General features: G+C 51.5%; 17 protein-coding genes. 4 read left to right on the forward strand and 13 right to left on the reverse strand.

Annotation, left to right across the window (positions count from 1 at the left end):
* Positions 1–39: 39 nt before the first annotated feature.
* The 3 genes from ACYVJM_RS06095 to ACYVJM_RS06105 all read right to left on the reverse strand — a co-directional run bounded on the left by ACYVJM_RS06095 (position 40) and on the right by ACYVJM_RS06105 (position 2,915).
* Positions 40–984: a DMT family transporter gene (locus ACYVJM_RS06095; RefSeq protein ID WP_461147303.1), complete on the reverse strand. Its 945-nt coding sequence runs from the start codon at positions 982–984 to the stop codon at positions 40–42.
* Positions 985–1,070: 86 nt separating this feature from the next.
* A complete protein-coding gene (locus ACYVJM_RS06100; protein ID WP_461147304.1) occupies positions 1,071–2,147 on the reverse strand; it encodes an LptF/LptG family permease in 1,077 nt (358 codons plus the stop codon).
* Positions 2,148–2,258: 111 nt separating this feature from the next.
* A complete protein-coding gene (locus ACYVJM_RS06105; RefSeq protein ID WP_461147305.1) occupies positions 2,259–2,915 on the reverse strand; it encodes a metal-dependent transcriptional regulator in 657 nt (218 codons plus the stop codon).
* A 243-nt stretch (positions 2,916–3,158) separates the two neighbouring features.
* Between ACYVJM_RS06105 and ACYVJM_RS06110 the strand changes: the two genes are divergently transcribed.
* The 4 genes from ACYVJM_RS06110 (at position 3,159) to ACYVJM_RS06125 (ending at position 9,641) form a co-directional block, all read left to right on the forward strand.
* On the forward strand, positions 3,159–4,505 hold the full coding sequence (locus tag ACYVJM_RS06110) for an Nramp family divalent metal transporter (protein ID WP_461147306.1): 1,347 nt from the start codon (positions 3,159–3,161) through the stop codon (positions 4,503–4,505).
* Positions 4,506–5,266: 761 nt separating this feature from the next.
* Entirely contained in the window at positions 5,267–7,219 is a 1,953-nt protein-coding gene (locus tag ACYVJM_RS06115; RefSeq protein ID WP_461147307.1) for a KUP/HAK/KT family potassium transporter, read from the forward strand.
* 38 nt (positions 7,220–7,257) lie between these two features.
* Positions 7,258–8,319 (forward strand): NAD-dependent epimerase/dehydratase family protein, encoded by a 1,062-nt coding sequence (locus ACYVJM_RS06120; protein ID WP_461147308.1) that lies wholly within the window; start codon positions 7,258–7,260, stop codon positions 8,317–8,319.
* A 170-nt stretch (positions 8,320–8,489) separates the two neighbouring features.
* A complete protein-coding gene (locus ACYVJM_RS06125; RefSeq protein WP_461147309.1) occupies positions 8,490–9,641 on the forward strand; it encodes an aldose epimerase family protein in 1,152 nt (383 codons plus the stop codon).
* Positions 9,642–9,718: 77 nt separating this feature from the next.
* Here ACYVJM_RS06125 and ACYVJM_RS06130 read toward each other — a convergent pair whose 3' ends face one another.
* The 10 genes from ACYVJM_RS06130 to ACYVJM_RS06175 form a co-directional block, all read right to left on the reverse strand.
* Entirely contained in the window at positions 9,719–10,777 is a 1,059-nt protein-coding gene (locus tag ACYVJM_RS06130) for an endo-1,4-beta-xylanase (RefSeq protein WP_461147740.1), read from the reverse strand.
* Positions 10,778–10,932: 155 nt separating this feature from the next.
* Complete coding sequence (locus ACYVJM_RS06135; RefSeq protein WP_461147310.1) at positions 10,933–12,855, reverse strand: alpha/beta hydrolase-fold protein; 1,923 nt, start codon at positions 12,853–12,855, stop codon at positions 10,933–10,935.
* A gap of 169 nt (positions 12,856–13,024) precedes the next feature.
* Positions 13,025–14,191 (reverse strand): alpha/beta hydrolase-fold protein, encoded by a 1,167-nt coding sequence (locus ACYVJM_RS06140; protein ID WP_461147311.1) that lies wholly within the window; start codon positions 14,189–14,191, stop codon positions 13,025–13,027.
* A 24-nt stretch (positions 14,192–14,215) separates the two neighbouring features.
* Complete coding sequence (locus tag ACYVJM_RS06145; protein WP_461147312.1) at positions 14,216–15,475, reverse strand: glycosyl hydrolase family 8; 1,260 nt, start codon at positions 15,473–15,475, stop codon at positions 14,216–14,218.
* A gap of 185 nt (positions 15,476–15,660) precedes the next feature.
* Positions 15,661–16,767 carry an alpha/beta hydrolase-fold protein gene (locus tag ACYVJM_RS06150; protein WP_461147313.1) on the reverse strand — a complete coding sequence of 369 codons (1,107 nt, stop codon included), beginning with the start codon at positions 16,765–16,767 and terminating at the stop codon, positions 15,661–15,663.
* A 149-nt stretch (positions 16,768–16,916) separates the two neighbouring features.
* Positions 16,917–17,996, reverse strand: coding sequence for an alpha/beta hydrolase (locus tag ACYVJM_RS06155; protein WP_461147314.1), 1,080 nt, complete (start codon positions 17,994–17,996; stop codon positions 16,917–16,919).
* 12 nt (positions 17,997–18,008) lie between these two features.
* Positions 18,009–19,175 (reverse strand): alpha/beta hydrolase-fold protein, encoded by a 1,167-nt coding sequence (locus ACYVJM_RS06160; protein ID WP_461147315.1) that lies wholly within the window; start codon positions 19,173–19,175, stop codon positions 18,009–18,011.
* A 64-nt stretch (positions 19,176–19,239) separates the two neighbouring features.
* Positions 19,240–20,367, reverse strand: a complete 1,128-nt coding sequence (locus ACYVJM_RS06165) for an esterase (protein WP_461147316.1) — start codon at positions 20,365–20,367, stop codon at positions 19,240–19,242.
* Between the two features lie 149 nt (positions 20,368–20,516).
* Positions 20,517–22,604, reverse strand: coding sequence for an alpha-L-fucosidase (locus ACYVJM_RS06170; protein WP_461147317.1), 2,088 nt, complete (start codon positions 22,602–22,604; stop codon positions 20,517–20,519).
* A 22-nt stretch (positions 22,605–22,626) separates the two neighbouring features.
* Positions 22,627–23,544, reverse strand: coding sequence for an alpha/beta hydrolase (locus ACYVJM_RS06175; protein WP_461147741.1), 918 nt, complete (start codon positions 23,542–23,544; stop codon positions 22,627–22,629).
* Between the last annotated feature and the right edge of the window lie 87 nt (positions 23,545–23,631).

The raw sequence follows: 23,631 nt of genomic DNA on the forward strand, positions 1-23,631 counted from the left end.
CACACTTAAGTTAACGACTTCAGCTTTCTGCCTGCTGTTTTAATGTAGGTCAATTTCCAGATCGCCCCCGGTGGGCGTTGTGGTTGCTGGCTTTTGACGGTTGAGGAACGGATACGTCAACACCGCCAGCAAAATGACCAGCGTACCAATATAAAATCCAGACGTCATGTGCTCGGTATCACCAAAGATCAGAACGGCCAGTAAAATACCATATACCGGCTCCAAATTTACGGTTAATATGGCCAGGTAGGGCGAAAACTTACGCAACAGGCTTACCCCAACGGTATAGGCGTATACTGTACACACCATAGACAGCACCAGCAGCCATAGCCACTGCATGGGCGTTTGGGGTGTATACTGAACCAGGCTCCCCACCGATCCATCGAACTGTTGCACTGCCAGCCATAGAATTAATGCGCTCAATAGAGCACCCGCCATTTCATAAAAAGAAATTACCAGCGCATCATACTTATGCGTGAACCGGCTATTGATAATCGTAAACAGCGAAGATAGCATAGCCGAACTAACGGCCACTGCCAGCCCAACTACCTTGTCGAACTCAAATCGGAAGATCAGGTACAGGCCTGCCATGACAACAGCTCCTAATGCCACTTCAACCAAACGCACCCGCCGACGCAGCAATAAAGGCTCCAGTACACTAGCCCATAACGAACTGGTTGCCATCCCCGCCAGACAAACCGATACATTGGAAAGGCGGGCGGCCAGAAAAAACAAGACCCAATGCAAACCGATCAGGCAGCCGGTGGCGAGTAACCGCCACCGATCCGTCGATGAAACCTGGATGGATTGCCGCCGAACGAACAGCACAATGCCCAGGCCAAAAACGGCCAGTAACGTTCTAAACAAAACAACCGCCGACGAGTCGAGCGGTACCAGCAGTTTGCCCAGAATGGCCGTGAATCCCCAGATCAGTACAATGAAGTGGAGTTGAAAATAATCTGTTAATGATGCTTTTTTTTGCATAGGGTTGAGGACCGATGAGCAGAGACGGAGAAACCATTTGGCAGAAAATAAACTGAAAGCTCCTCAGTCTCCGCTCTTCACTCCTATTACCTTGGAATCGTATTATACAGTAATACGCCGATAGCTGCAAAAATAGCGTTTGGCAGCCAGACCGCCACTATCGGATTCAGATTGCCGGATTCAGCGATACCCTTCGCTAACATAAAAAACAGCAGGTAGGTAAAGGCCAGGAAGAACCCCAGCGCCACCTGCCAGCCCACCCCCCGCCGACTTTTACGAGCCGACATGATGACCCCGATGACGGTCAGGATAATGATGGCGAAAGGACGGGTATCCCGACTGTATTTCTCAAGCAGGTAAGTTTCTACCCCGTCGGCCCCTCGGCTTTGCAGCAACTCGATGTGGTCATTTAATTCCGGTCGGGTCAGGGTTTCATACAGGTTAAAATCCGAACTAAAGTCGTCAGGCTTCAGATTGAGCGTGGTATCAACCCGGGCACCGGGAGTAAGGGTTTCCTGTAGCCCGTTAATGGTACGTATCTTATAGTCATACACCGTCCATTTTTTCTTTTTAGCATCCCACTCAATATGGTCGGCCGAGAGCTTCTGCTTTAGCTGATTGCCCTCCACACGCTCCATGGTAAACTTGAAGCCCGTATTGGTTTGGTTATTGTAACTCTCCAGGTAGGCATAGGTATTAGGGGCAATTTTCAGGTGCACATTCCGTCCGGAGTAGTTATAGGCATCGTTGATGTACTTTATTTCAAAAGCTATACGGGTTTTATTGGCCTTGGGAATCACGTAGTTCACCATGAAATAGGTGGCTACGGCCAACACCACAGCGCCTAAAACATAGGGAAACAACAGCCGGACAAAACTGACACCACTACTCAGAATAGCAATAATTTCGGTGCGGGCCGCCAGTCGGGACGTTAGAAAAACAGTGGCGATAAATACCATTAGCGGGCTGATGTAATTGGCCCAGTACGGAATAAAATTCAGGTAGTAATTGAACAGGATTTCATTTCCCGGAGCGTGTGTTTTGTGAAAATTGTCCACCTTTTCGGTGTAATCGATCATCACCACCACAAGCACAATCACCATCACCACAAAGATGTAGGTTTGCAGAAAGCGCTTGAGTATATAAGCGTCTAGGAGTTTCATGGAGAAGTTGATAAGTTTTTTTGTCCGTAACCTGGTAAGTCAATAAGCTGGTAGGTGCTGCCGCATTATGGTCACTAACGTTAACCATTTATTGATCCGCCCACGTATCGACTAATTTTTTACTAATAAATTCCGGGCTACCTCGTAGCTGATAAACACGGAACGACCGCTTTCAATCTGCACCAGTACTGATTTATCGAAGGCGTTTATCTCCTGAACCGTTACCGTACAACCAAGCGTTAGCTGTGAATGATCGAGGTGTTTAAGGAACTCGGTGGAGTGTTCCAGAACGGCCATCAGGCATACCCCCTCCCCGGACTCCACTTCCGACAGTTTTCGATAGCCGGTTTCGGGCATCTGTCCGGCCGGAGTCGGAATCGGATCGCCGTGCGGATCAAACTGCGGATGGTTCAAAAACGTATCTAATCGGGTAACCAGCTCTTCCGATCGAATATGCTCCAGTTCCTCGGCTATTTCATGGACTTCGTCCCAGCCAAAACCAAGCTTTTGAACCAAAAAAACCTCCCAGAGCCGATGCCGCCGAATAATCTGCAACGCCAGACGTTCGCCTTCGTCCGTTAATCGTACGCCCTGGTATTTTTTATAATGAATCAACTGTTTATCAGCCAGTTTCCGCAACATGTCTGTCACCGAGGCCGCTTTTGTCGCTGTCATTTCTGCCAGAGCATTCGTGCTGACTTCTCCCTGCCGACGGTTAGCCAGGTAATAGATAGTCTTCAGGTAGTTTTCTTCAGTGAATGAGTGCATAAACAAGACGGCTGCTTACCCACAACGGTGATATAAGCGAAAACAGTTTACCTACAAAGGTAGTTTTTATGTTAAACTTTCTAAAAATTTAGGGCAGTCTAAATTTTTATTTCAACAATCCTTATCTTTGAAACGTTATATGTTTGCTCAGTTGATTAAGGATGTTCAGATACTTGAGTTCGACAGGCTCCATTTATTGAACAGTAAGGTGCAACAAATAGTAGTAAGCAGGTAACAGAAACGATGGAAGCTACGAATACGTCAATGAAAGGCTGGCGGCAGGAGAACACGACTAATTCACTGGCCGACGTACACAGTTCAGTCCATGTACCTGTAGGTGCGGGCTTTTTCAAGACATTACGGGCTTATGCAGGCCCCGGCCTGATGGTTGCCGTTGGCTACATGGACCCCGGAAACTGGGCTACAGATATTGCCGGTGGAGCACGTTACGGCTACAAACTTCTGTCGGTCGTCCTGATTTCCAACTTATTTGCCATTCTGCTGCAGCATCTGGCCCTAAAGCTGGGCATCGCAACCGGACGTGACCTCGCGCAAGCCTGTCGGGATAACTTCAGTCGGCCAGTTGCTATTGGGTTGTGGTTGCTGGCCGAAATAGCCATTGCCGCAACCGATCTGGCCGAAGTGATTGGCTCGGCCATTGCGCTGAATCTGTTGTTCGGTTTACCGTTGACGATTGGTATCTTACTGACAGCACTGGACGTACTGCTGCTTTTATACTTGCAGAATAAGGGCTTTCAGTTGCTCGAACGAATTGTAGCCAGTCTAATTTTCCTTATTATCGGCTGTTTTGGCTACGAATTGATTATTTCCCGACCCGATATAGCCAGCGTGGCGGGGGGCTTGCTTCCACGTACCGAAGTAATTACCAATCCGGGTATGCTCTACATCGCCATTGGTATTCTGGGCGCTACCGTGATGCCCCATAATTTGTACCTACATTCCAGTATTGTACAAACCCGAGATTTTGGCCGTACGGATAGTGGTCGGCAATCGGCTATCAAATTCGCCACGATCGACTCTACGGTTTCATTGTTTCTGGCATTTTTCATCAATGCTGCCATCCTGATCTTATCGGCTTCTGCTTTTCACTTTTCGGGCAACCAGCAAGTGGCTGATATTACTGATGCCCATCGGTTGCTCGACCCGATTCTGGGGGTAAAACTAGCGGGGATTCTGTTCGCCGTTGCTTTGCTGGCCTCTGGACAAAACTCAACCCTTACCGGTACCCTCGCCGGGCAAATTGTGATGGAAGGTTTTGTGAATCTACGGGTAAAACCCTGGCTGCGTCGGCTGATTACCCGTCTGGTGGCTATCGTTCCCGCCCTGGTTGTTGCCATTCTGTATGGTGAACACGGCACCAGCGAACTACTCGTATTCAGTCAGGTTATCCTCTCCCTTCAGTTGAGCTTTGCGGTTGTCCCGCTGGTTTCGTTCACGAACAACAAGACCAAAATGGGCCGTTTTGTTAATCCGTCCTGGATAAAATGGCTATCCTGGGTTGTGGCGGTACTGATTATCGGGTTAAACGGATACCTGTTGTGGGATACTGTTTTGAAGATGGTTAGCTAAGGCAATCATTCGTTTCCTTTAATCTACCCGACTTCCTTATAACTTGACTTCTTCAGAAGGTCGGGCAGCACTGAACCGCCTGGCTTTTTAGGTTGATCACCACATTTCAGGTGAGTTAACGTAACAAGCCGTTCACCTCTTGGCAGTAACCTCGTTTACACCCTGCCGCCATCATGTAGAATACCTTTTCTCCACTTCAACGAAATAGTATAGTCTACAGCGGGCTGAGAGTCCAGCGACTGGCTGGATGTGGAAGCCCGAATGTGGTAGAATCATATGTTTTTTTCAAACTAAATGGTTTACAAGCCCAGGTTACTCTTTACTCTTTTGGCAAGAACTGACGTCTAAAAAAGAGATGGCCCGCTTACTAAGCGAGCCATCTGCCAAACACACCTAATTAAACAAACCCCAAAGAGCCCGTGTGATAAAACGAGTATACATACGCTAACGCCAATGATCCGGTTTTAATCGATTTCACTTACCAGAAAATTCAAGCTGTCTGGAAAGCAATTATTCCACCATTCACTAAACCATTAGACGCGTGTTCTTCGTTAGTTTATCATGTATTGCAATTCACTAAACTGTTCTTTACGCTACTCTTTGTTCGGACCTTTGTTTTATAAAAAAGTAATTATTTTAACCCATTAGCCGGGCGCTGCTCGTGGGTAACTTTCAGCTAAAAAACAGTAAAGAAGGCAAACATCGGTTATCTTTGCGCCGTTTTGACCCGCTCGTAAGGCAAGAAGGCGCAAGCCTATTTTATGGAAGATAAGAAACATTTGGACACCGTTACGGCTGCCGGCTTGCTGGTGGCAATGGGTATCATCTACGGCGATATTGGTACATCGCCTTTATACACACTTAGGGCCATTGTTGGGCCCAATAATGTGATTCGACCGGATGTGGTTCGTGGCGCACTTTCCTGCGTTCTCTGGACGTTAACGCTTCAGACAACCGTCAAGTATGTAATCCTGATTCTTAGGGCCGACAACCGCGGAGAAGGCGGCATATTTGCTTTATATGCACTCGTTCGGCGGCATGCGCGCTGGCTTACGCTCCCCGCCATTATTGGCGGGGCCGCCCTGCTCGCTGATGGGATTATCACACCGCCCATCTCCGTGTCGTCGGCAGTGGAAGGATTGAGACTCCTTTATCCCGCCATTACGCATACTCAGATTATCGAGATTGTTATTGCGATCCTAACGATACTCTTCCTGATTCAGGCCTTTGGAACGAATGTAGTAGGTACGGCTTTTGGACCGATCATGCTGGTGTGGTTCGTGATGTTGGGTACACTCGGTGCCATTCAAATTGCCCATTATCCGGGTATCCTGGCGGCTGCAAACCCCTATTACGCCTGGTGGCTGCTGGCCGAATATCCGGGAGGATTCTGGTTACTGGGCTCCGTTTTCCTGTGCACTACCGGTGCCGAAGCGCTGTATTCCGACATGGGCCACTGCGGCCGCTCCAACATTCGGGTGAGCTGGGTCTTTGTCAAATCATGCCTGATCCTCAACTACTTTGGTCAGGGTGCCTGGCTGATCAGTATCCAGGGGCAGGTCCTGAAAGATCGTATTCCTTTTTATGAAGTAATGCCCTCCTGGTTCCTGACCATCGGAATTGTTATCGCAACGGCCGCTACCGTTATTGCCAGTCAGGCGCTCATTAGTGGCTCTTTTACACTCATCAGCGAAGCCATTCGACTGAATTTCTGGCCTAAAGTACAGCTTCGTTACCCAAGCGTTCAGAAAGGCCAGTTGTATGTGCCGAGCGTGAATATGCTGCTTTGGGCGGGTTGTGTAGGCGTCGTGTTGTACTTCCGCGAATCGTCGAACATGGAAGCCGCTTACGGGCTGGCGATCACGCTGACCATGCTCATGACCACGCTGCTGATGTCGTATTACTTATATACGCATAAGTACCAGGCCTGGTGGGTTGTCCTATTTCTGACGGTTTATCTGGGCATTGAAGGTTCTTTCCTGGTTGCTAACCTGATCAAGTTCCCACACGGCGGCTGGGTATCGGTACTGATTGGTGCCACCATTGCCGGGGTGATGTACATCTGGCTACAGGCATTCCAGATCAAACTCAGGCTTACAGAATATGTCCGCATTGATCAATATACCCAGGCGATCAAAGAGCTTAGCCGCGACATCAGTATTCCGAAGTACGCCACGCACATTGTCTTCATGAGCAATGCCGCCCGGCAATCGGAAATCGAATCAAAGATCATCTATTCTATCTTCCAGAAACGCCCCAAACGCGCCGACATCTATTGGTTTGTCCACGTTGATACGACCGACGACCCGTACACGATGGAGTATAAAGTGAACACCATTGCGCCCGACGATGCCTATAAGGTGACGTTCAAGCTGGGATTCCGGGTCGAGCAACGCATTAACCTGTTCTTCCGTAAGGTGATTGAAGACATGGTAAAGAACAAAGAAGTGGATATTACCAGTCGCTACGAGTCGCTTAGCCGACAGAATGTCATCGGCGATTTTCGCTTCGTTGTGCTGGAGAAGTTCCTTTCGTTCGAAAACGAACTGCCCGCCCGCGAACGGTTCATTATGAATTTGTACTTCACGATCAAAGGGTTTACTACCCCGGAAGACCGCTGGTTTGGCCTTGACAGCAGTTCGGTTAAAGTCGAAAAAGTGCCCCTCGTTATTCGCCCCGTCGAAAACGTCCAGTTGAAACGCATTACATCTTAACGTGGAGACGCAACCCTTCGCGTCTCTACATACTACACATGAAAATTCTCATTACCGGCGGTGCCGGATTCGTTGGTGCATCGCTCGCCATTTCGCTTAAACAGAATTATCCGCAGTACCAGATTTTTGCGCTTGATAACCTTAAACGTCGCGGTTCGGAGCTGAGTCTGGCCCGCCTGAAAGCGGCCGGCATAGAATTCCTGCACGGCGATATTCGGAACAAGGAAGATTTCGATGCACTGCCCGCTGTCGATACCGTCATTGAAGCTTCTGCAGAACCATCCGTACTGGCCGGATTAGATGGTACCCCCGACTATCTCATCAACACGAACCTTTTTGGTACGGTCAACTGCCTCAATTATACGCTGAAACACAAAGCCAACTTCATCTTCCTGTCGACGAGCCGCGTGTATCCGATCAAAACCATCGAAACCCTCAATTTCGAGGAAGCCGACACACGTTTTGTTCTGACGGATGAGCAGCCCGTGCCGGGTGTGTCGTCTAAAGGCATTGCCGAAAATTTTCCCCTCGACGGTGCGCGCTCTCTCTACGGAACGACTAAACTGGCGTCGGAACTGCTGATTCAGGAGTATAACGAATTTTACGGCCTGAAAACGGTCATTAACCGTTGCGGTGTAATCACGGGTCCGTGGCAAATGGGTAAGGTTGATCAGGGCGTGATGGTGCTCTGGATTGCCAAGCACTTCTTCGAGCAGCAACTGGCGTATATTGGCTATGGTGGCACCGGCAAACAAACCCGCGACATGCTTCATATCGCCGACCTCTACCGGCTCATCGACTGGGAACTGCATCACCTTGATAAAGTTGATGGCAAGATACTGAATGCGGGCGGTGGCGTAGAAAGCAGTGCCTCGCTGCAGGAGCTAACCAAGATCTGTCAGGAAGTAACGGGTAAAACAATACCAATAAAGGAAGTCGCCGAAAACCGGGCCGCCGACATTCGCCTGTACATCACCGACAACACCAACGTCACGAACCTGACGGGCTGGAAACCGGAGCTAGGTATCCGCGAAATCGTCACCGATATTCACGACTGGCTGAAGGAAAACCGGACCGCGCTGGAGCCGATCTTGAAGTAAAGCATTCGTATTAATCTCTATTGACAGCCCCCGATTCATAGCCGAGTCGGGGGCTTTTTTGTCTATTGCGGCCTCCGGTCTAACTTAAAGGAATTGTGGACTGAAACACAGTAAATGAATTGAAAACTCTACTTAGAGTAAACAGAGCGCCGACCTAAACCCGCACAACCATGAAATTCTTTGCTCCTGCCTTATTTCTCAACCTGGTCCTTGGCCTGTTAAACAGCTATGCCGGACCGAAGCCTACCCCACCGATCAAAAAAATGGCTGGTATCGAAAAAACACCTTTCGGACAATTTCCCGATGGCCGGGAAGCGGACCTGTTCACGCTTCGGAACGCGGCTGGTATGACCGTAAAAATCACCAACTACGGTGGCTACATCGTATCCATGACCGCTCCCGATAAATCGGGAAATTACGAAGACATCATCCTGGGCATGCCAACCTTTGCCGATTACCTGAAAGGCACACCCAGTCTGGGACCCATCATCGGTCGGTTTGGCAATCGAATTGGCGGTGCCAAATTCACGCTGGATGGAAAGGAATATGTGCTGGCAGCGAACAACCGGGGTAACCAGATTCATGGCGGGCGCGTGGGTTTCGACAAAAAATTATGGAACGCCACGCCCGTAGATGGAAACGAGCCGACACTGAAACTCACCTATACCTCCGCCGATGGCGAAGAAGGTTACCCCGGAAACCTGGCGGTAGAGGTTGATTATACCCTGCAAAAAGATAACTCACTCCGCATTACGTATCAGGCAACTACCGACAAACCAACCGTGTTGAACCTGACCAACCATGCCTACTTTAACCTGTCGGGCATGAAACGGGACGTGCTGGGTTACGAGCTGATGATCAAAGCCAATACCTATCTGCCCACCGATGCCAGTCAGATTCCCACCGGAGCCATCGAACCGGTAAAAGGAACTCCATTCGACTTTACCAAACCTACCGTAGTAGGCGCCCGAATAAACGATACGACGAACATTCAGATCAAATATGGCTCGGGCTACGACCACTGCTGGGTGCTCGGCGAACCGTCTAACAAACTCAGACTGGGGGCAACGGTATACGACCCCGAAAGTGGACGACTCATGACCATGTACACCACCGAGCCGGGAGTACAGGTATACACCGCCAACCATCTGAACGGGCTGAAAGGAAAAGACGGTGTGGCCTATACAAAGCGCTTTGGTATTTGCCTGGAAACGCAGCACTTCCCCGATTCACCCAACAAGCCTAATTTTCCCTCGACCGTTCTCCGGCCGGGTGAGACCTATCGCAGCACAACGGTATATAATTTCGCTGCTAAAAAGTAAGTACGTTCCGGTCTACATGAATCAGGCACCCTTTTGCAAGGGTGCCTGATTCATGTAGGCTGACTTGGTTTTATCCGTTATTTCTTCAGCGCAATTACTTTCTCAAAAGCAGGCTTCGGCTGGTTCTTCCGGTCGAACAGCAGCGGGTAGTTGGTCCGTCCACGAATGGGCCAACCATTCAGCCAGCTATTCCCATCGTTAACACCCCAGAATGTGACACGTGTGACTTTGTCTTTGTGCTTCAAAAAGAGCTTGAACAGATTCTCGTAGTCAGTAGCCAGTTGAGTCTGCACACTATCGGGCAGACCTGCCGTGTAGGGATTCGACTGCTCGTTGGCAGTCATTCGCGCACCTACGTCGGCTCCCTGAAAGTTGCGGGGCAGCACCTCGATATCCAGTTCAGTAAACATGACCTTTACGCCCAAAGCCGAGTATTGCAAAATGCTTTCTTCGATTTCTTTCAGCGGCACTTTGCCTACGTGCCAGTGTCCCTGAATACCAACCCCGTCGATACGTACCCCGGCGTCTTTGATCTTTTTGACTAACTCAATACAGCCCGCCCGCTTTTTGGGTTGCTCGTTGTTGTAATCGTTGTAGTACAGCTCCGTTTTAGGCGATGCCTGCTGCGCCAGTCGGAACGCTTCCGTCACGAAATCATCACCCAGGTGCTGGAGAAATACGGACTTTCGCATCGTTCCATCTTCATTCAGGGCCTCATTGACGACGTCCCACGAGTACACCTTGCCATTATAGTGACCAGCCACCGTTTTGATGTGGTCGGCAAAGAACGTCCGAATCGAATCGGTACTCTTTATCCCCCGAACGAATGACGGCAGTTGACTGTGCCAGATCAGTGTGTGCCCATTGATCTTGATGTTGTGCTTCTTGCCAAACTCGATCAGTTTGTCGCCCATCGTAAAATCGTAGGTGTCCCACTTCGGGTGGACCACTTCCGCCTTCATGACATTTTCGGGGGTGGCCATGTTGAATTGGCTCGCAATGAAAGCCGTCATGGCCGGATCGCGTTCGTCGATCTGGGCGTTGTTCAGCGCCGTACCGATGCCGAAGTCCTTTTTAAACGTGTCTTTCAGCGAAGGGATTTTCTGGGCTGAAGCGGCATTGGGTAGCATAGACATGCTAAGCCAGGCTGCTGCACTGAAGGTGATTATGTGGTTTTTCATAAATAGTATCTGGTTATTTTTGAGCTGAGTTTTATGGTGTAATACATTGATCAACCATTTTGCCTAGCTAAGCCGGTTTTGTCATCGGAATGACAAAAAGCCTATACTTTTTACTTGAACAGCACCTGACTGAACAGCATCAGATCGTGCCGCCAGACGGGCCAGGTGTGCCCACCGGCGTATTCACTGTAGTTGTATTTAACGCCCATCTCGTCGAATTTTTTCATCATGATCTGACAGTTCTGATAGGCAATATCTTCCTTGCCGCCCATCGAGATCCATAGATTCTTGAGGTTGTTGTTGATGGCCGACGCATTGTCTTTCATGAACGCATACTGCGGGTCGGTGAGCTTGGGATTGTTGGCGAACCAGCCCGAACTGAACACACCCAGACTGGCAAACATATTGGTGTTTTTGATGCCCGCGTACAACGTCTGCAGCCCACCCATCGACAGGCCAGCCAGCGCCCGGTTTTTAGCATCGGTCTCGACCCGAAAGTTGCTCTCTACGAAGGGAATAGCAGCCATTTTCAGCTCGTTTTCAAATGCTTTCAGCACATTTTCGTTGAAACCCGCCAGACCACCGGCGCTTACGTTCCCGTCGAGCATGGCAATAATCATCGGTTTGGCCTTTCCCTCAGCGATCAGATTGTCCAGAATCATGTCCGTTTTGCCCTGCGTAGCCCAGCCGCGCTGATCTTCACCCCCGCCATGCAACAGGTACAAAACCGGGTATTTATCGGTCGTTTTGTCGTAGCCCGGTGGCGTGTAAACGTACATTTCCCGCCAGCTATTGGTGGCTTTAGACAGATAACGTTTGATGCGGATGTCGCCGTGGGGTACGTCTTTCATGGCGTAGAAAGCCCCGTCTTTATCAGGTATCTCGATACCGCTCGCCTGACGCCCCATACCGTAGAACGTCTCGCTGGCCGGATCGACAACGGCCACCCCGTCGATCAGGACGGAGTAGTAATGAAAACCCCGACTGACAGAATCGGTGGTGGCGGTCCAGAAACCGCTGGTATCTTTCACCATGTCGTATTTTTTACCGAGGTCAACCTGCACTTTTTGGGCGTCGGGGGCTTTCACGCGGAACACGACGCGGTTATCGGGCAGAATCTGTGGGTATTTGGCATTGCGGATGTTGGTAGCCGCCGGGGTTCCCAGCACGCTGTATTTGGTTAGCGAGGCTACATCGACCGGCTTGAACAGGAACTGGGAGAACATGTACAGACCGTTTTTCCAGACTTTGAAATCATGCCCGCCCGGCTCCACGTAATAGATGTGCGGCACTCCGTTCTGGTACAGGTAGTCGTGGGTGCGTTTGCTGAAGGTGATCAGCCCATCGGCGTCTCCGCACGAAATCCAGAGCAGCTTCAATTGCTTCTTAGCAACTTCAGGGTTCGGCACCAGTTCTTCGGGACGTTTGGTGTTGGGAGCCGACGAGAAGCCACCCACCCAGGCGAACTTGTCCAGATTACCCAGGCCGAAATTCAGCGACTGCCCGCCCCCCATCGACAGCCCGGCAATGGCGCGGTGTTCGCGGTCGGTCAGCGTCGGGTATTTCTTTTCGACATACGGAATCAGATCGTTCAGCAGGTCTTTTTCGAAGGTGGCGAACGCTTCGACTTTGTCTTTTTCGAACACGTTGCCAATGGCCCGGTCGTCTTTCATGGCTCGTCCGTTGGGCATTACCACAATCATCGGCTGGAGTTTGTTTTCGGCGTATAGATTGTCCAGAATAATCTGCGGGTTGCCGCCTTTCAGCCATTCTTTCTCATCGCCCCCAATACCGTGAAGCAGATACAGCACGGGGTATTTGGTCTTCTTGTTATAGCCCGGCGGGGTGTACACCAGCGCCTTACGGGTGTTGCCTACGGTTTTCGACGGGTAGCTGATCGAGTCCAGCTTACCCGTGGCGATACCCGAGCGTAGCTGATCGAACCCTTTAGGGCCTTCTTTCTCAATTTTCTGGGCGTAACCGGCAGAGCAGGCTATGCCCAGGATTGCCACTAATGCAATGAATCGTTTCATTCGTGTTTATCTTTTTTGGGTGGTACCAATACATGATTCCGGCTCTTTTGTCTTTGCATTTTTTTGTCATGCCGACGTCAGGAGGGATCTTCAGGTTAGGCTAAAAACCTCCACTTGCCGCAGATCCCTCGTTCCTCGGGATGACAAAAACTAGCGATGGTCAAAAAGCTTACTTCTTAAAAATCAAACTGGCGTACTGCCGCAGTGAACGGCGCCAGGTTTGCCACTCGTGCGACGTACCCGGCGACTCGTAGTACACGTGCTTGATGCCTGCTTTCTCCAGCGCTTCGTGGAAGCCTTTCACGCCCGTATACATCCGCTCGGGTTCTTTGGTACCGATGCTCACGTACACCAGTTTCATCTTTTTGTTAAAGGCATCGGCATCGGCCCAGGCACCGTCGTAAGCCTGCTTGATATCGGCACCCGGCTGCAACCGACCGGCACCGCTGAACCCACCGATGTACGCGAACTTATCGAGGTTCGTCATCGTGGTCTGAAACGTCTGGAAACCGCCCATCGACAGACCCGCCATGGCCCGGTTGTCGCGGTCGGTCAGCGTGCGAAACGACTTGTCGATCATTGGGATTACTTCCTTTACCAGCACCTCGGGAAACACGTTTGCGTTCATGCTGGCGGGGCCGCCCCCGGCCGGACCGCTCACTGTGGTGCTGACGGGGCGTGTCGGGTCGGTGGCGTAACCGCGTTCCATCACCACAATCATGGGCCTTGCTTTCCCCTCGGCAATCAGGTTATCGAGAATAAAGTCCATTTTACCCTGCGTTGGCCAGCCGGTTTCGTCTTCGCCCGCACCATGTTGCAGGTACATCACAGGGTAGCGCTTCTTCGGATTTTCGTCGTAACCGGGGGGCGTGTACACATTGGCCCGTCGCCACGCTTTGGTGATATTGGAGTAGTAATTGACCGAACGCACCTGACCATGCGGCACATTTTTGGGTTGATAATAGTCCATATCCTTGTCCGGAATATCGATGCCACTAGCCATCCGACCCATGCCATAGAACGTCTGGCTAGACGGGTCGCAGGTGGCTACGCCGTCGGCAATGAGCGAGTAATAGTGAAAGCCTTCTACTACCGGCTCCGTCGTGACCGTCCAGAAGCCGCTGGTGTCTTTCACCATGTCATATTTCTTCACCAGGTCAATTTGCAGCTTGCGGGCGTCGGGCGCTTTCACCCGAAACACAACCCGATTGTCGGGCAGAATCTGCGGGTATTTCTGCCCCGGTATGTTGGTTGAGGCCGGTACGCCAGCCGTTTGGGCATATGCCTGACTGATCAGAGCCGCCACGCCAATGAGTAATGTAATGATCGTTTTCATAGTTAGGGAGTTAGGAGACGGCGATTATTTCGTCTGTGGCGTAATCATCTGGTATTTTCCACTCAAGTGCATCAGGCTGAACACATACAACAGCCCATCGTAATACGGATCGAAATAGCCATCCTCGAACGGTTCCAGTTTGGCATTCCAGAGGGCATGGACAAAATCGAGGCTGTTCTTCTCTTTGTTAATGAGCGACAACGTTGCCGACGTAGATACCAGTCCGAGCGAGTGGCGGAGTTTTTTCACCGGTCCGGCCTGAAGGATAGTCTCAGGTCTCGAACCATCGAGGTTAAACTGATCTTCATACGTATCCATACCTTTCGAGCGCAGAAAGTTCTGAAACCGTTTGGCGTAATCTTCCTGCCAGACTTTGTCCTTGCCCGACCAGGTGTAATCCATCGCAATGTTCATGGGCACCCGCCACGAATCATAACGAAACGCTGAGACCGACCAGCGGGTGTCGTGCGGTTTGCCGCTGAACTCGGTATAATCGGCGTTGAGGCCCGTAACGGGATGACAGGCTCGGTGCAAAAAAACCCGCGACGTGTCGGCGCATTCCTTGTAAAACGCTTCGTGCCCGTCTTTGGCGTACAGCACCCAGGCATCGTAAAAAGCGGGCAGGTGATACGACGGGTCGGTCCATTTGTAATTGTTGCCTTCAGGAACGAACGAGATCTGTTTGGCGTCGGTGTTGATCAGGTTGTAGATGTTGCCGGTGCCATCCTTCTTCCACATCGCATCCAGAATCCGCCGGGCTTCGCCGTAATAATTAATGCCGGTGTTATTGCCCCACTTATTGGCCGCAAAGAGCAGACTGGTGATGTAGTACAACTCGCCATCCGACGCCGACCCTTCCGAGTTTTTCTTCATCGTCTGCGGATTGATACTCCACGCAAAATACGCTTCCCGTGGGCCGCTCTGGTGTTGCAGGTACTTTTTAGACCACCGCCAGATCCGGTCGAATACGTCTTTTTTGTTAAGCTGAACAGCGATCATCATCCCGTACGACAGTCCTTCGGTCCGGGCATCTTTGTTCTTCACGTCCGACACATACGCCATCGTATCACCCACTTCGAAATAGACCTTATTCGGCCCTTCGAAGACGTCATGATAGGCTTTCGCCAGTTTCGCATCAATGTCGGCCTGTCTGTAGCCCGCTTCACGGAACAGGTTCCGGTAGTTGGGCTGACCGGCCTTTTTGCTTTGCCCCAGAACGATACCCTGGCCATAACACAGCACCGCCAGTATCAGCCAAAAATTGAGCGTGCGTTTTCTGTTCATTCGTATTAGTTGTACCATAGAGGAGGTTGAGTAGTAGGCTGTTTATAAGTTTTGTTGCCCAATTTTGTCATCCCGACGTCAGGAGGGATCTTCGGGTGAGGCTAAAAATCTCCACTTACCGAGATTCCTCCTGACGTCGGGATGACAAAGACACGTGATGACAAAACCGACGAAGCTGATCTGCCCTACTTGAACAGCATTGGGGCCATCTCGTGCAGACTCCGGCGCCAGGTCAGGAATTCATGAGCTGTGTTTTCAGACACATACGAAACTGCGTTGTATCCGGCGGCCTTCAGATCGGTGGCGGACTTCTTCACACCATCGGGGCGTTCCTTACTGCCACAGCTGATAAACACAAGCTTCGGTTTTGCCTTGCCGTTGAGGTCTTCCGGTGCGTAAACACCACCGCTGAGCAGGCCGTAATACCCAAACACGTCCGGCTTATTAAGGGTGATCGTTTTGGTTTCCATGCCACCCATCGACAGACCTGCCATGGCCCGATTATCCCGGTTAGCCATTGTTCGGAAGTTGGCATCCACATAAGGAATCAGCTCTTCGGTCAGCACCGTCTGGAAACCATCGATCTTGAAATCTCTCATTTTCCCCCACTTCACTTCGTTGGTCATGCCATAGGTCATTACGATGATGAATGGCTTCGTTTTGCCTTCGGCGATCAGGTTATCCATAATCAGGTTAGCATGTCCCTGATTACTCCAGGCCGTTTCATCTTCGCCCCAGCCGTGTTGCAGATACAGCACCGGGTATTTTTTCGACTTCTCTTTCTCATAGCCCGGTGGCGTATACACAAACGCCCGACGGGGTGTGCCTGTGCTTTTTGAAGGGAACAGAATCTGCTGGACGTTGCCATGGGGCACATCTTTCAGCGCGTAGAAATCCTGGTCGTGGGCAGGTATCTCAATACCACTTTCCCAACGAACGGAGCCATAATAGTTCTTGGCACCGGGATCGTTGAACTTGCCGCCGTCGATGGTCACGTTGTAGTAGTGGAAGCCTTCATCCATCGGTCCCGCCGTTGTGCCGGTCCAGTAGCCGTCCGCTCCTTTAGTGAGGATGGTACCACCACGGCCGCCCAGCCCCAGACTCACCCGGACACTATCTGCTTTGGGAGCGAGAATCCGAAATCGGGCGTAGCCCTGCGAGTTCACCTGCGGGTACTCCTGCCCCGGCTGATTTAACGAGGAGGGTTTGAAATCCTCCTGGATTGTCTGCGCAAAACTGCTTACGCTGATCATCGTGGCTACCACGAATGACGCAATTGATTTGATTGTCATTTGGTTATTGGGTTTAAGGAAATGGATATGAAATTGTTTGTAGTCGTTTTGGGTTCGGGGCCTCGTTTTTGTCATCCCGAAGAATGAATGATCTTCGGGTAAGGTTAGAAGCCTCCGGCGGCCCGGTCATTCTTCGGGATGACAAAAAATCACCGAAACAACTGTGGCAACGTATTCGCCAAATACAGTTTGCAGTTCATCCAGGTATGTCCGCCTGGTACGATCAGCGGTTCTACCTTGATTTTCTTATCCTGAAACATCGCAATGTTTTTCTTCACCGGCTCGTACAGAAAGTCTTCCGTGCCGACGCTGACAGTGAACAGTTTCAGTTGGCTATTGAGCTTAGCAGCATCCGGCGACCAGTTCGAAAAGTTCTTCTGAAACTCCTCGGTGGCTGTGTAAGGCGCATACGAACACACATACGCAAACATAGCGGGGTTGGTCAGGCCGATGTTCAGGGTTTGCCCGCCACCGACCGAAAAACCGGCCACGGCCCGGCCTTTACTTTCCTTCATGACCGGATAATTAGCCTCCACGAACGGGACAATGTCGTTCACCATGTCTTTGGTAAAGTCAGCCATCGGCGCGGGGCGAACGTTTCCGTAGGGCATTACGATCAGCATCGGCTTGGCTTTGCCCTGCGCGATCAGATTATCGGCAATCAGGTTGGCGCGCCCTACTTTCGTCCACGTTTCTTCCGTGTCGGAACCGCCGTGAATCAGATAAAGTACCGGGTATTTCGTTTTGCCATTCGCGTTGAAACCGGGCGGGGTGTAGACCAGCAACTGCCGCGTGGTACCCAACGTACCGGATTTATAGTAGCGGTAGCTGATTTTGCCGTGGGGTACGTTCTGCAGCGAATGCACCAGCGGCTGGTCGCCGGGGACGTCCACAATGCTGCGTTTGAAGCGTTCGTTGGCAAAAATATAGGTGTTGCTGGGATCGGCGATTTGTACGCTGTCGACCGTAAAGCTGTACGGATAGATATCAGGCTTGACCGGCGGCACCGTCACGCTCCAGATACCCGACGTGTCTTTGGTCATGGCGACGGGTGCCACCAAAAACTCGCCGGAAACCATGACCTTTTTCGCGTTTCGGGAGAAGAACCGGAACGTAATGCTGTGGTCTTTATGCACATCCGGCGAGCTAATGGCCGGTGGGCGTTGCTGGGCTACGGCCGAAACCCCCGAAATGACAACAGCCAGAAGAATAAATAGAATGTGTTTCATGGTCGGTTGGGTTTAGGGTTGGAACAGCAGTGGCGTGGTGGCGGCAACGTAGGTTTTTACATTCATCCAGGTATGGCCTCCGTCGGTGATCAGGCTTTTGTAGTTCACTTTTTTCGCTTTCAGGTAGTCCATGAATTCCACCGTTCCCTTGTACAGAAAATCGTCACTGCCGACGCTCACCCACAGCAGCTTGAGTTGCTTGTTGGTCTGGTCTGGTTGAGCCACGATCTGGTTGAAATTGCCGTCCATCTCCTGGGGCGACAGGTACGAACTGTAGGCGCACACATATGCAAACTTGTCCATGTTGCTGAAAGCCGCCCGGAGCGTTTGCCCGCCCCCACGGGAGAAGCCACCAATAGCCCGGTTTTCGCGGTTGGGAATAGCCCGGTAGGTTTTCTCGACGTACGGAATAACGTTGCTCACCAGATCCGTAGTGAAATCGTTGGCCCGTTTCACCGCATCGGCCCCATCGCGAACGGTTGGGTCGGCGGGTTTTGAACCTCCTTTTTGTTCAGCTACGCGAGCCGCAATGTTGCCGTAAGGCATCACAACAATCATCGGTTTTACTTTGCCTTCAGCCAGCAGATTATCCAGTATCAGATTCGTTTTGCCGACTTTAAAAAAGGTCTCTTCGGTATCCGTCGTGCCGCTGATAAGGTAATAAACGGGGTACTTTTTCGACGGATTCTGGTCGTAGCCCGGTGGCGTGTAAACCACCAGCGAACCCGTTGTTCCCTCCATCGACGGGTAATATTCATAATTGATCGACCCGTGTGGTACATCGCGCATGGCGTGGATCAGTGGCTGGTCGCCGGGTACGTCGACGAGGCTGGCTTTGAACCGTTCGTTGGGAAAGAACGCGACGTTGGCGGGGTCCATAACCGATACGCCATCCACCCGAAAGTTGTACGGGTAAATATCCGGCTTGACGGGGCCGACCGTCACGCTCCAGATTCCCTGCGCATCTTTGGTCATGGCAACCGGGCCTTTTTCAAACTGTGCGCTCAGTTCCACCCCTTTGGCCTGCGGAGCCTGATAGCGGAAGGTAACGGTCTTGTCGGGGTTCACCTGGGGCGACACCACCAGCGGCCCGCGTGGCGGCTGGCCAACTGCCAGCCCGGATACCAGCAGCCATACGGACCAGCAGAGCAGCAGGCGTCTTCGTGTTTTTGTGTGCATAGCTATTCACAGATTAGGACACTGAGGGCAGTGTCGGGTTTTAGGAAACGGGTATTGTAATGGCTTACTGAAATAATTTCCGGGCGATGGTCGACAGATAGAGTTTGCAGTTCATCCAGGTATGGCCACCGTCCGAAATCAGGGTTTCGTGTTTGATTTTTTTCTCGTCGAGTACCTTCAGGTAGTCGTTGATGACCGGGTACAGCCCGTCATCTTTCCCGACGCCGATCCAGAACAGTTTCAGGCGTTGGTTGGTGAGGGTGGGGTTGGCAAAGGCCGTGGCGTTGTTGCGGTCGAACTCCTCTTTCAGCATACCGGGGGCAAAGCCGCAAACCCAGCTAAACAGGTCGGGGTTGTTCAGGCTAAGGTAGAGCGTTTCACCACCGCCCCCCGAAAATCCGGCAATGGCCCGGCTGTCTTTGTCCTTTTTTACCCGGTAATTTTTCTCAACAAACGGGAACAGATTGCCCATAAAATCCTTCTTGAACGCCTGTAGATTGTCCCAGTTGCGAAGGCTCCCCGACGATTTGCTGATCACCGGATACGCCCGTCCGTAGGGCATGACAATGATCATGGGTTTGGCTTTGCGCTGCGCAATCAGGTTATCCAGAATGATGTTGGCGCGCCCCACTTTCGTCCAGGTTTCTTCCAGATCCGTGGTGCCGTGGAGGAGGTATAGTACCGGGTACGTTGTTTTTGTATCTGTCTCATAGCCAGGCGGAGTATAGACAACTACGGGCCGTTGCCCCAGCTCGGGCGAGGTATAATACCGATACGACAGGGTGCCGTGGGGCACGTTCTGAAGGGTGTGCACCAGGGGCGTTGAACCGGTTATCTCGACCACGCTGTTCTGAAAACCTTCGTTCGGAAAGATGGCTGAGTTTTTGGGGTCGGCCACCGAAATTCCGTCCACCACAAACGAATAGGGGTACATATCGGGCTTCACAGGGCCAACCGTCACGCTCCAAACACCCTGCGCATCCCTGGTCATGGACACGGGTGCCTTCTCGAACTGGGCATTCAGTTTCACGTCTTTGGCGGACGGGGCCTGCAACCGGAACGTGACCGTATTGTCGGGATTGACCTGGGGCGACACCACGACCGAGCCACCCGGCTGTTGGGCCAGTGCCCCGGCATACAGGCCAAATACGGCCAAGAAGAGCCAGAATCGATGGAGTAATTGTTGGTTCATAAGGGGTTAAGGGTTTAGGGGTTGTCTTTTGTCATCAAGACCATATTGTCATCCTGTTTTTGTCATCCCGAGGAACGAGGGATCTTCGGGTGAGGATAAAAAACTCCGGCTAGAGAAGATCCCTCATTCTTCGGGATGACAAAACGCACTCACTGCGTAATCACATCTACTTCCGCATAGCCTGAGGCTGACCCCTCCTGTGTATTCTTCAGCGCGCGCAGTTTAATGTACCGAGCTTTAGTCGGTGCAAATGGTTTGGTTTGCCAGAACGGACTATTTTTGATATTCGAAAATTCGCCTTCGCTGACCCGTTTCCAGACTTTGTTGTCGGTCGACACTCCGAACTCGTAATGGGTGATGATGCTGGCTTCCTCCCACCAGTTCTGGGCGGGCAGATACCGGAAACCAACCAAATTTTCTTCCTTACCTAAATCAATCACTAAATCCGCAGGCAGGCGCTGGCTTTTAGGCTGCTGCCAGGACGTACCGGGGTTGCCGTCTAAAGCCTGATAGGCCGATTTGGCATCCGTATTCAGAACTTTCCAGTTGCTGCGGGCGACGTCGAATTTCTCTTCGCTGACCACGCTGCTTTGCTTGGTAAAGGGGTTGTACGCAATGGCCTTCAGTTCAACTTTGCCGCTTTCGGTTTTCACCGGAGCCGTGTATTTAGTAGCTTTTGCCGTTGGCGTGCTACCGTCCAGCGTGTAATACAGTTCCGATTCGGTGTCGCCCGGCTTGATCTGAATGTCGCCCGCCTGATTGCGGGTAATAACCGGGGGCGATAGAATCAGGGGGGCATTGTAAACGGCCAGATTGGATATCAGCGGGCTTCCTTTGGCGTCCAGAATCGTCAGGCGCAGTTGCGTGGCTTCGACGGTCGGAAACCGCAGAATACGTTTGTAGCCAATGGTCGTTTGCTTGTCAATCTCTTTCCAATTTCCATCGACCAGCGCTTCGACTTTGAATGCTTTTACCCGTTGCCCTAACCGAATAGGCTCTTGTACTAAAAATCGATTAAACATCATGGGTTTGTTGAATGTCAGCGTCAGCGATGCACTGCGAACGGCGTCATCCGTGGCCCAATAGCTTTCCGGGTCGGCATCGATGGCTTTGCTGGCGTCGTAAGCCGCACTTTTTCCACGTACCTCAGAGGCCGTAGCTTTCGCATTTTTGGCCAGATTTACGGCAAAGGCTTCTTTCCTGGCTTTGGCAAATGCTTGTACAGCTTTTTCGTCCTTTTCGTGAATCAGGCCGTTGGGCATGATCGGGAAATTAAGCAACAACGTCCCATTCCGACCGATGGAATTGTAATATGTATCCATCAGTTGGGGCAATGTTTTCACCTTTCTGTCTTCGCGTTCGTGGTAAAACCACTCGGGCCTAATGGACGTGTTTACTTCGCCCGGCACCCAGGCATTGCCGTTTTCAACGCCGTGCCGAAGCATCTCTTCCGGTACATCGCCGGTCGCATTCAGCAGGCTCCAGTTTGTCTCGCCGACGTACCCGGCTTCGGTACCCACCCAGCGCAGATCGGCCCGGTCGCCCCCATCGTTCCAGATCACGATGTTAGGCTGGAGCTTCCGTACCAGTTTGTAGGTATTTGGCCAGTCGTAATACGTTTTTGCGTCGATTTTTCGCGTTTCGTTGGCTCCGCCATAATACCCCGACCCGCCGTTGGCGCCGTCGTACCAGACTTCAAAAATGTCACCGTAGTTGGTGAGCAACTCTGTTAGCTGATTACGGAAGTAGGTGATATATTCCGGCTTACCATAGTCGGCATGGTTCCGGTCCCAAGGCGAGAGGTACACACCGAACTTAAGCCCGTATTCCTTGCAGGCGTCGGCCAGTTCGCGCACGACATCGGCTTTCCCGTTGCGCCAGGGCACATTTTTAACAGAGTAGTCCGTGTATTTCGACGGCCAGAGGCAGAAACCGCTGTGGTGCTTTGCGGTAAAAATAATGCCTGTCATCCCGGCCTCTTTACAGATACGCGCCCACTGCCGGCAATCCAGTTTGGTCGGGTTGAACAACTTCGGGTCTTCATTACCAAGGCCCCAGGCCATGTCCGTATACGTGTTGATCGAAAAATGGATGAAGGCATAGTACTCCATTTTCTGCCAGCGCAACTGATTCGCATTCGGAAGCGGCCCAACGGGTTTTGGTGGAGCTGTTTGGGCAAATCCGGAAAGACCTGTCAGCAGAACGAGAGATAATCGAATGAAAAAGGATTTCGACATAGTTGGGCAGGTCAATACATGATTAGTTTTTAATCCAGTTATTCAGCTTCATCCAGGCAAACAAGGGCTCCATCCATCCGGGGTGACGAAAGATAAACCCGTGGTCGCCTTTGGGGTAGATGTGCATCTCGACCGGTACCTTCTGGCGTCGCAGGGTTTCGAAATAGAGAATGCTGTTGTCCACATCAACCAGTTTATCGTCGGCCGCATGGGTCAGGTACGTTGGGGGCGTGTTGGCACGTACCTGAAGCTCGTTGGAAAACAGCTCGACGTCGGGTCGCGATGGATTTTTACCCAACAGCGCATCGCGCGAGCCGCCGTGCGTGAGGCTGTCGCGCATGCTGATGACGGGATAAACCAGGATCTGGAAATCGGGCCGCAGACTGGTGTTACCGGTGTTCTCGACATATGCTTTCTCGAAATGCGTTGCCGCTGTGGCAGCCAGGTGTCCACCCGCCGAAAAACCCATGATGCCTATTTTCGTAGCGTCGATCCCCCATTTGGCGGCCCCTTCGCGCACTAGCTTGATGGCTTGCTGGGCATCCTGCAAAGGGCCAATCTTCTTGTCGGGCATGATCGCATCGCCGGGAAGCCGGTACTTCAGCACGAAAGCCGCAACGCCTTTTTCAGCCAGCGCTTTTGCCGTTGCTACGCCCTCGCCGTTGTATACGACTACGCCATAGCCGCCCCCGGCAATGACGATGACAGCCGCACCGGACGCTTTGTCTGGAGAAGGTTTGAAATACTCCAGTGTGGGCTTGGTAATGCCCTTTAAAATTCCGGTCTCCGCCCCTGTTTCCTGTACATCAGATACTTTCGAATTGGGAACGGCACCCGAATAGAGCGGCATTATCTCCTGCGCGGTTGCGATTACTGGCGCTAACAGCCATCCAAACAACGCGACAATACAGTGTGTATAATTTAAACGAAAGCGCTTCATATCAATGAATCCAGTATGGTAAAACGTTTTTTTCACGTTGAGGTATTTTGTCATACGTGCTCTTGTTATCCCGACGCAGGACCGGGC

Source organism: Spirosoma pulveris, assembly GCF_054781875.1.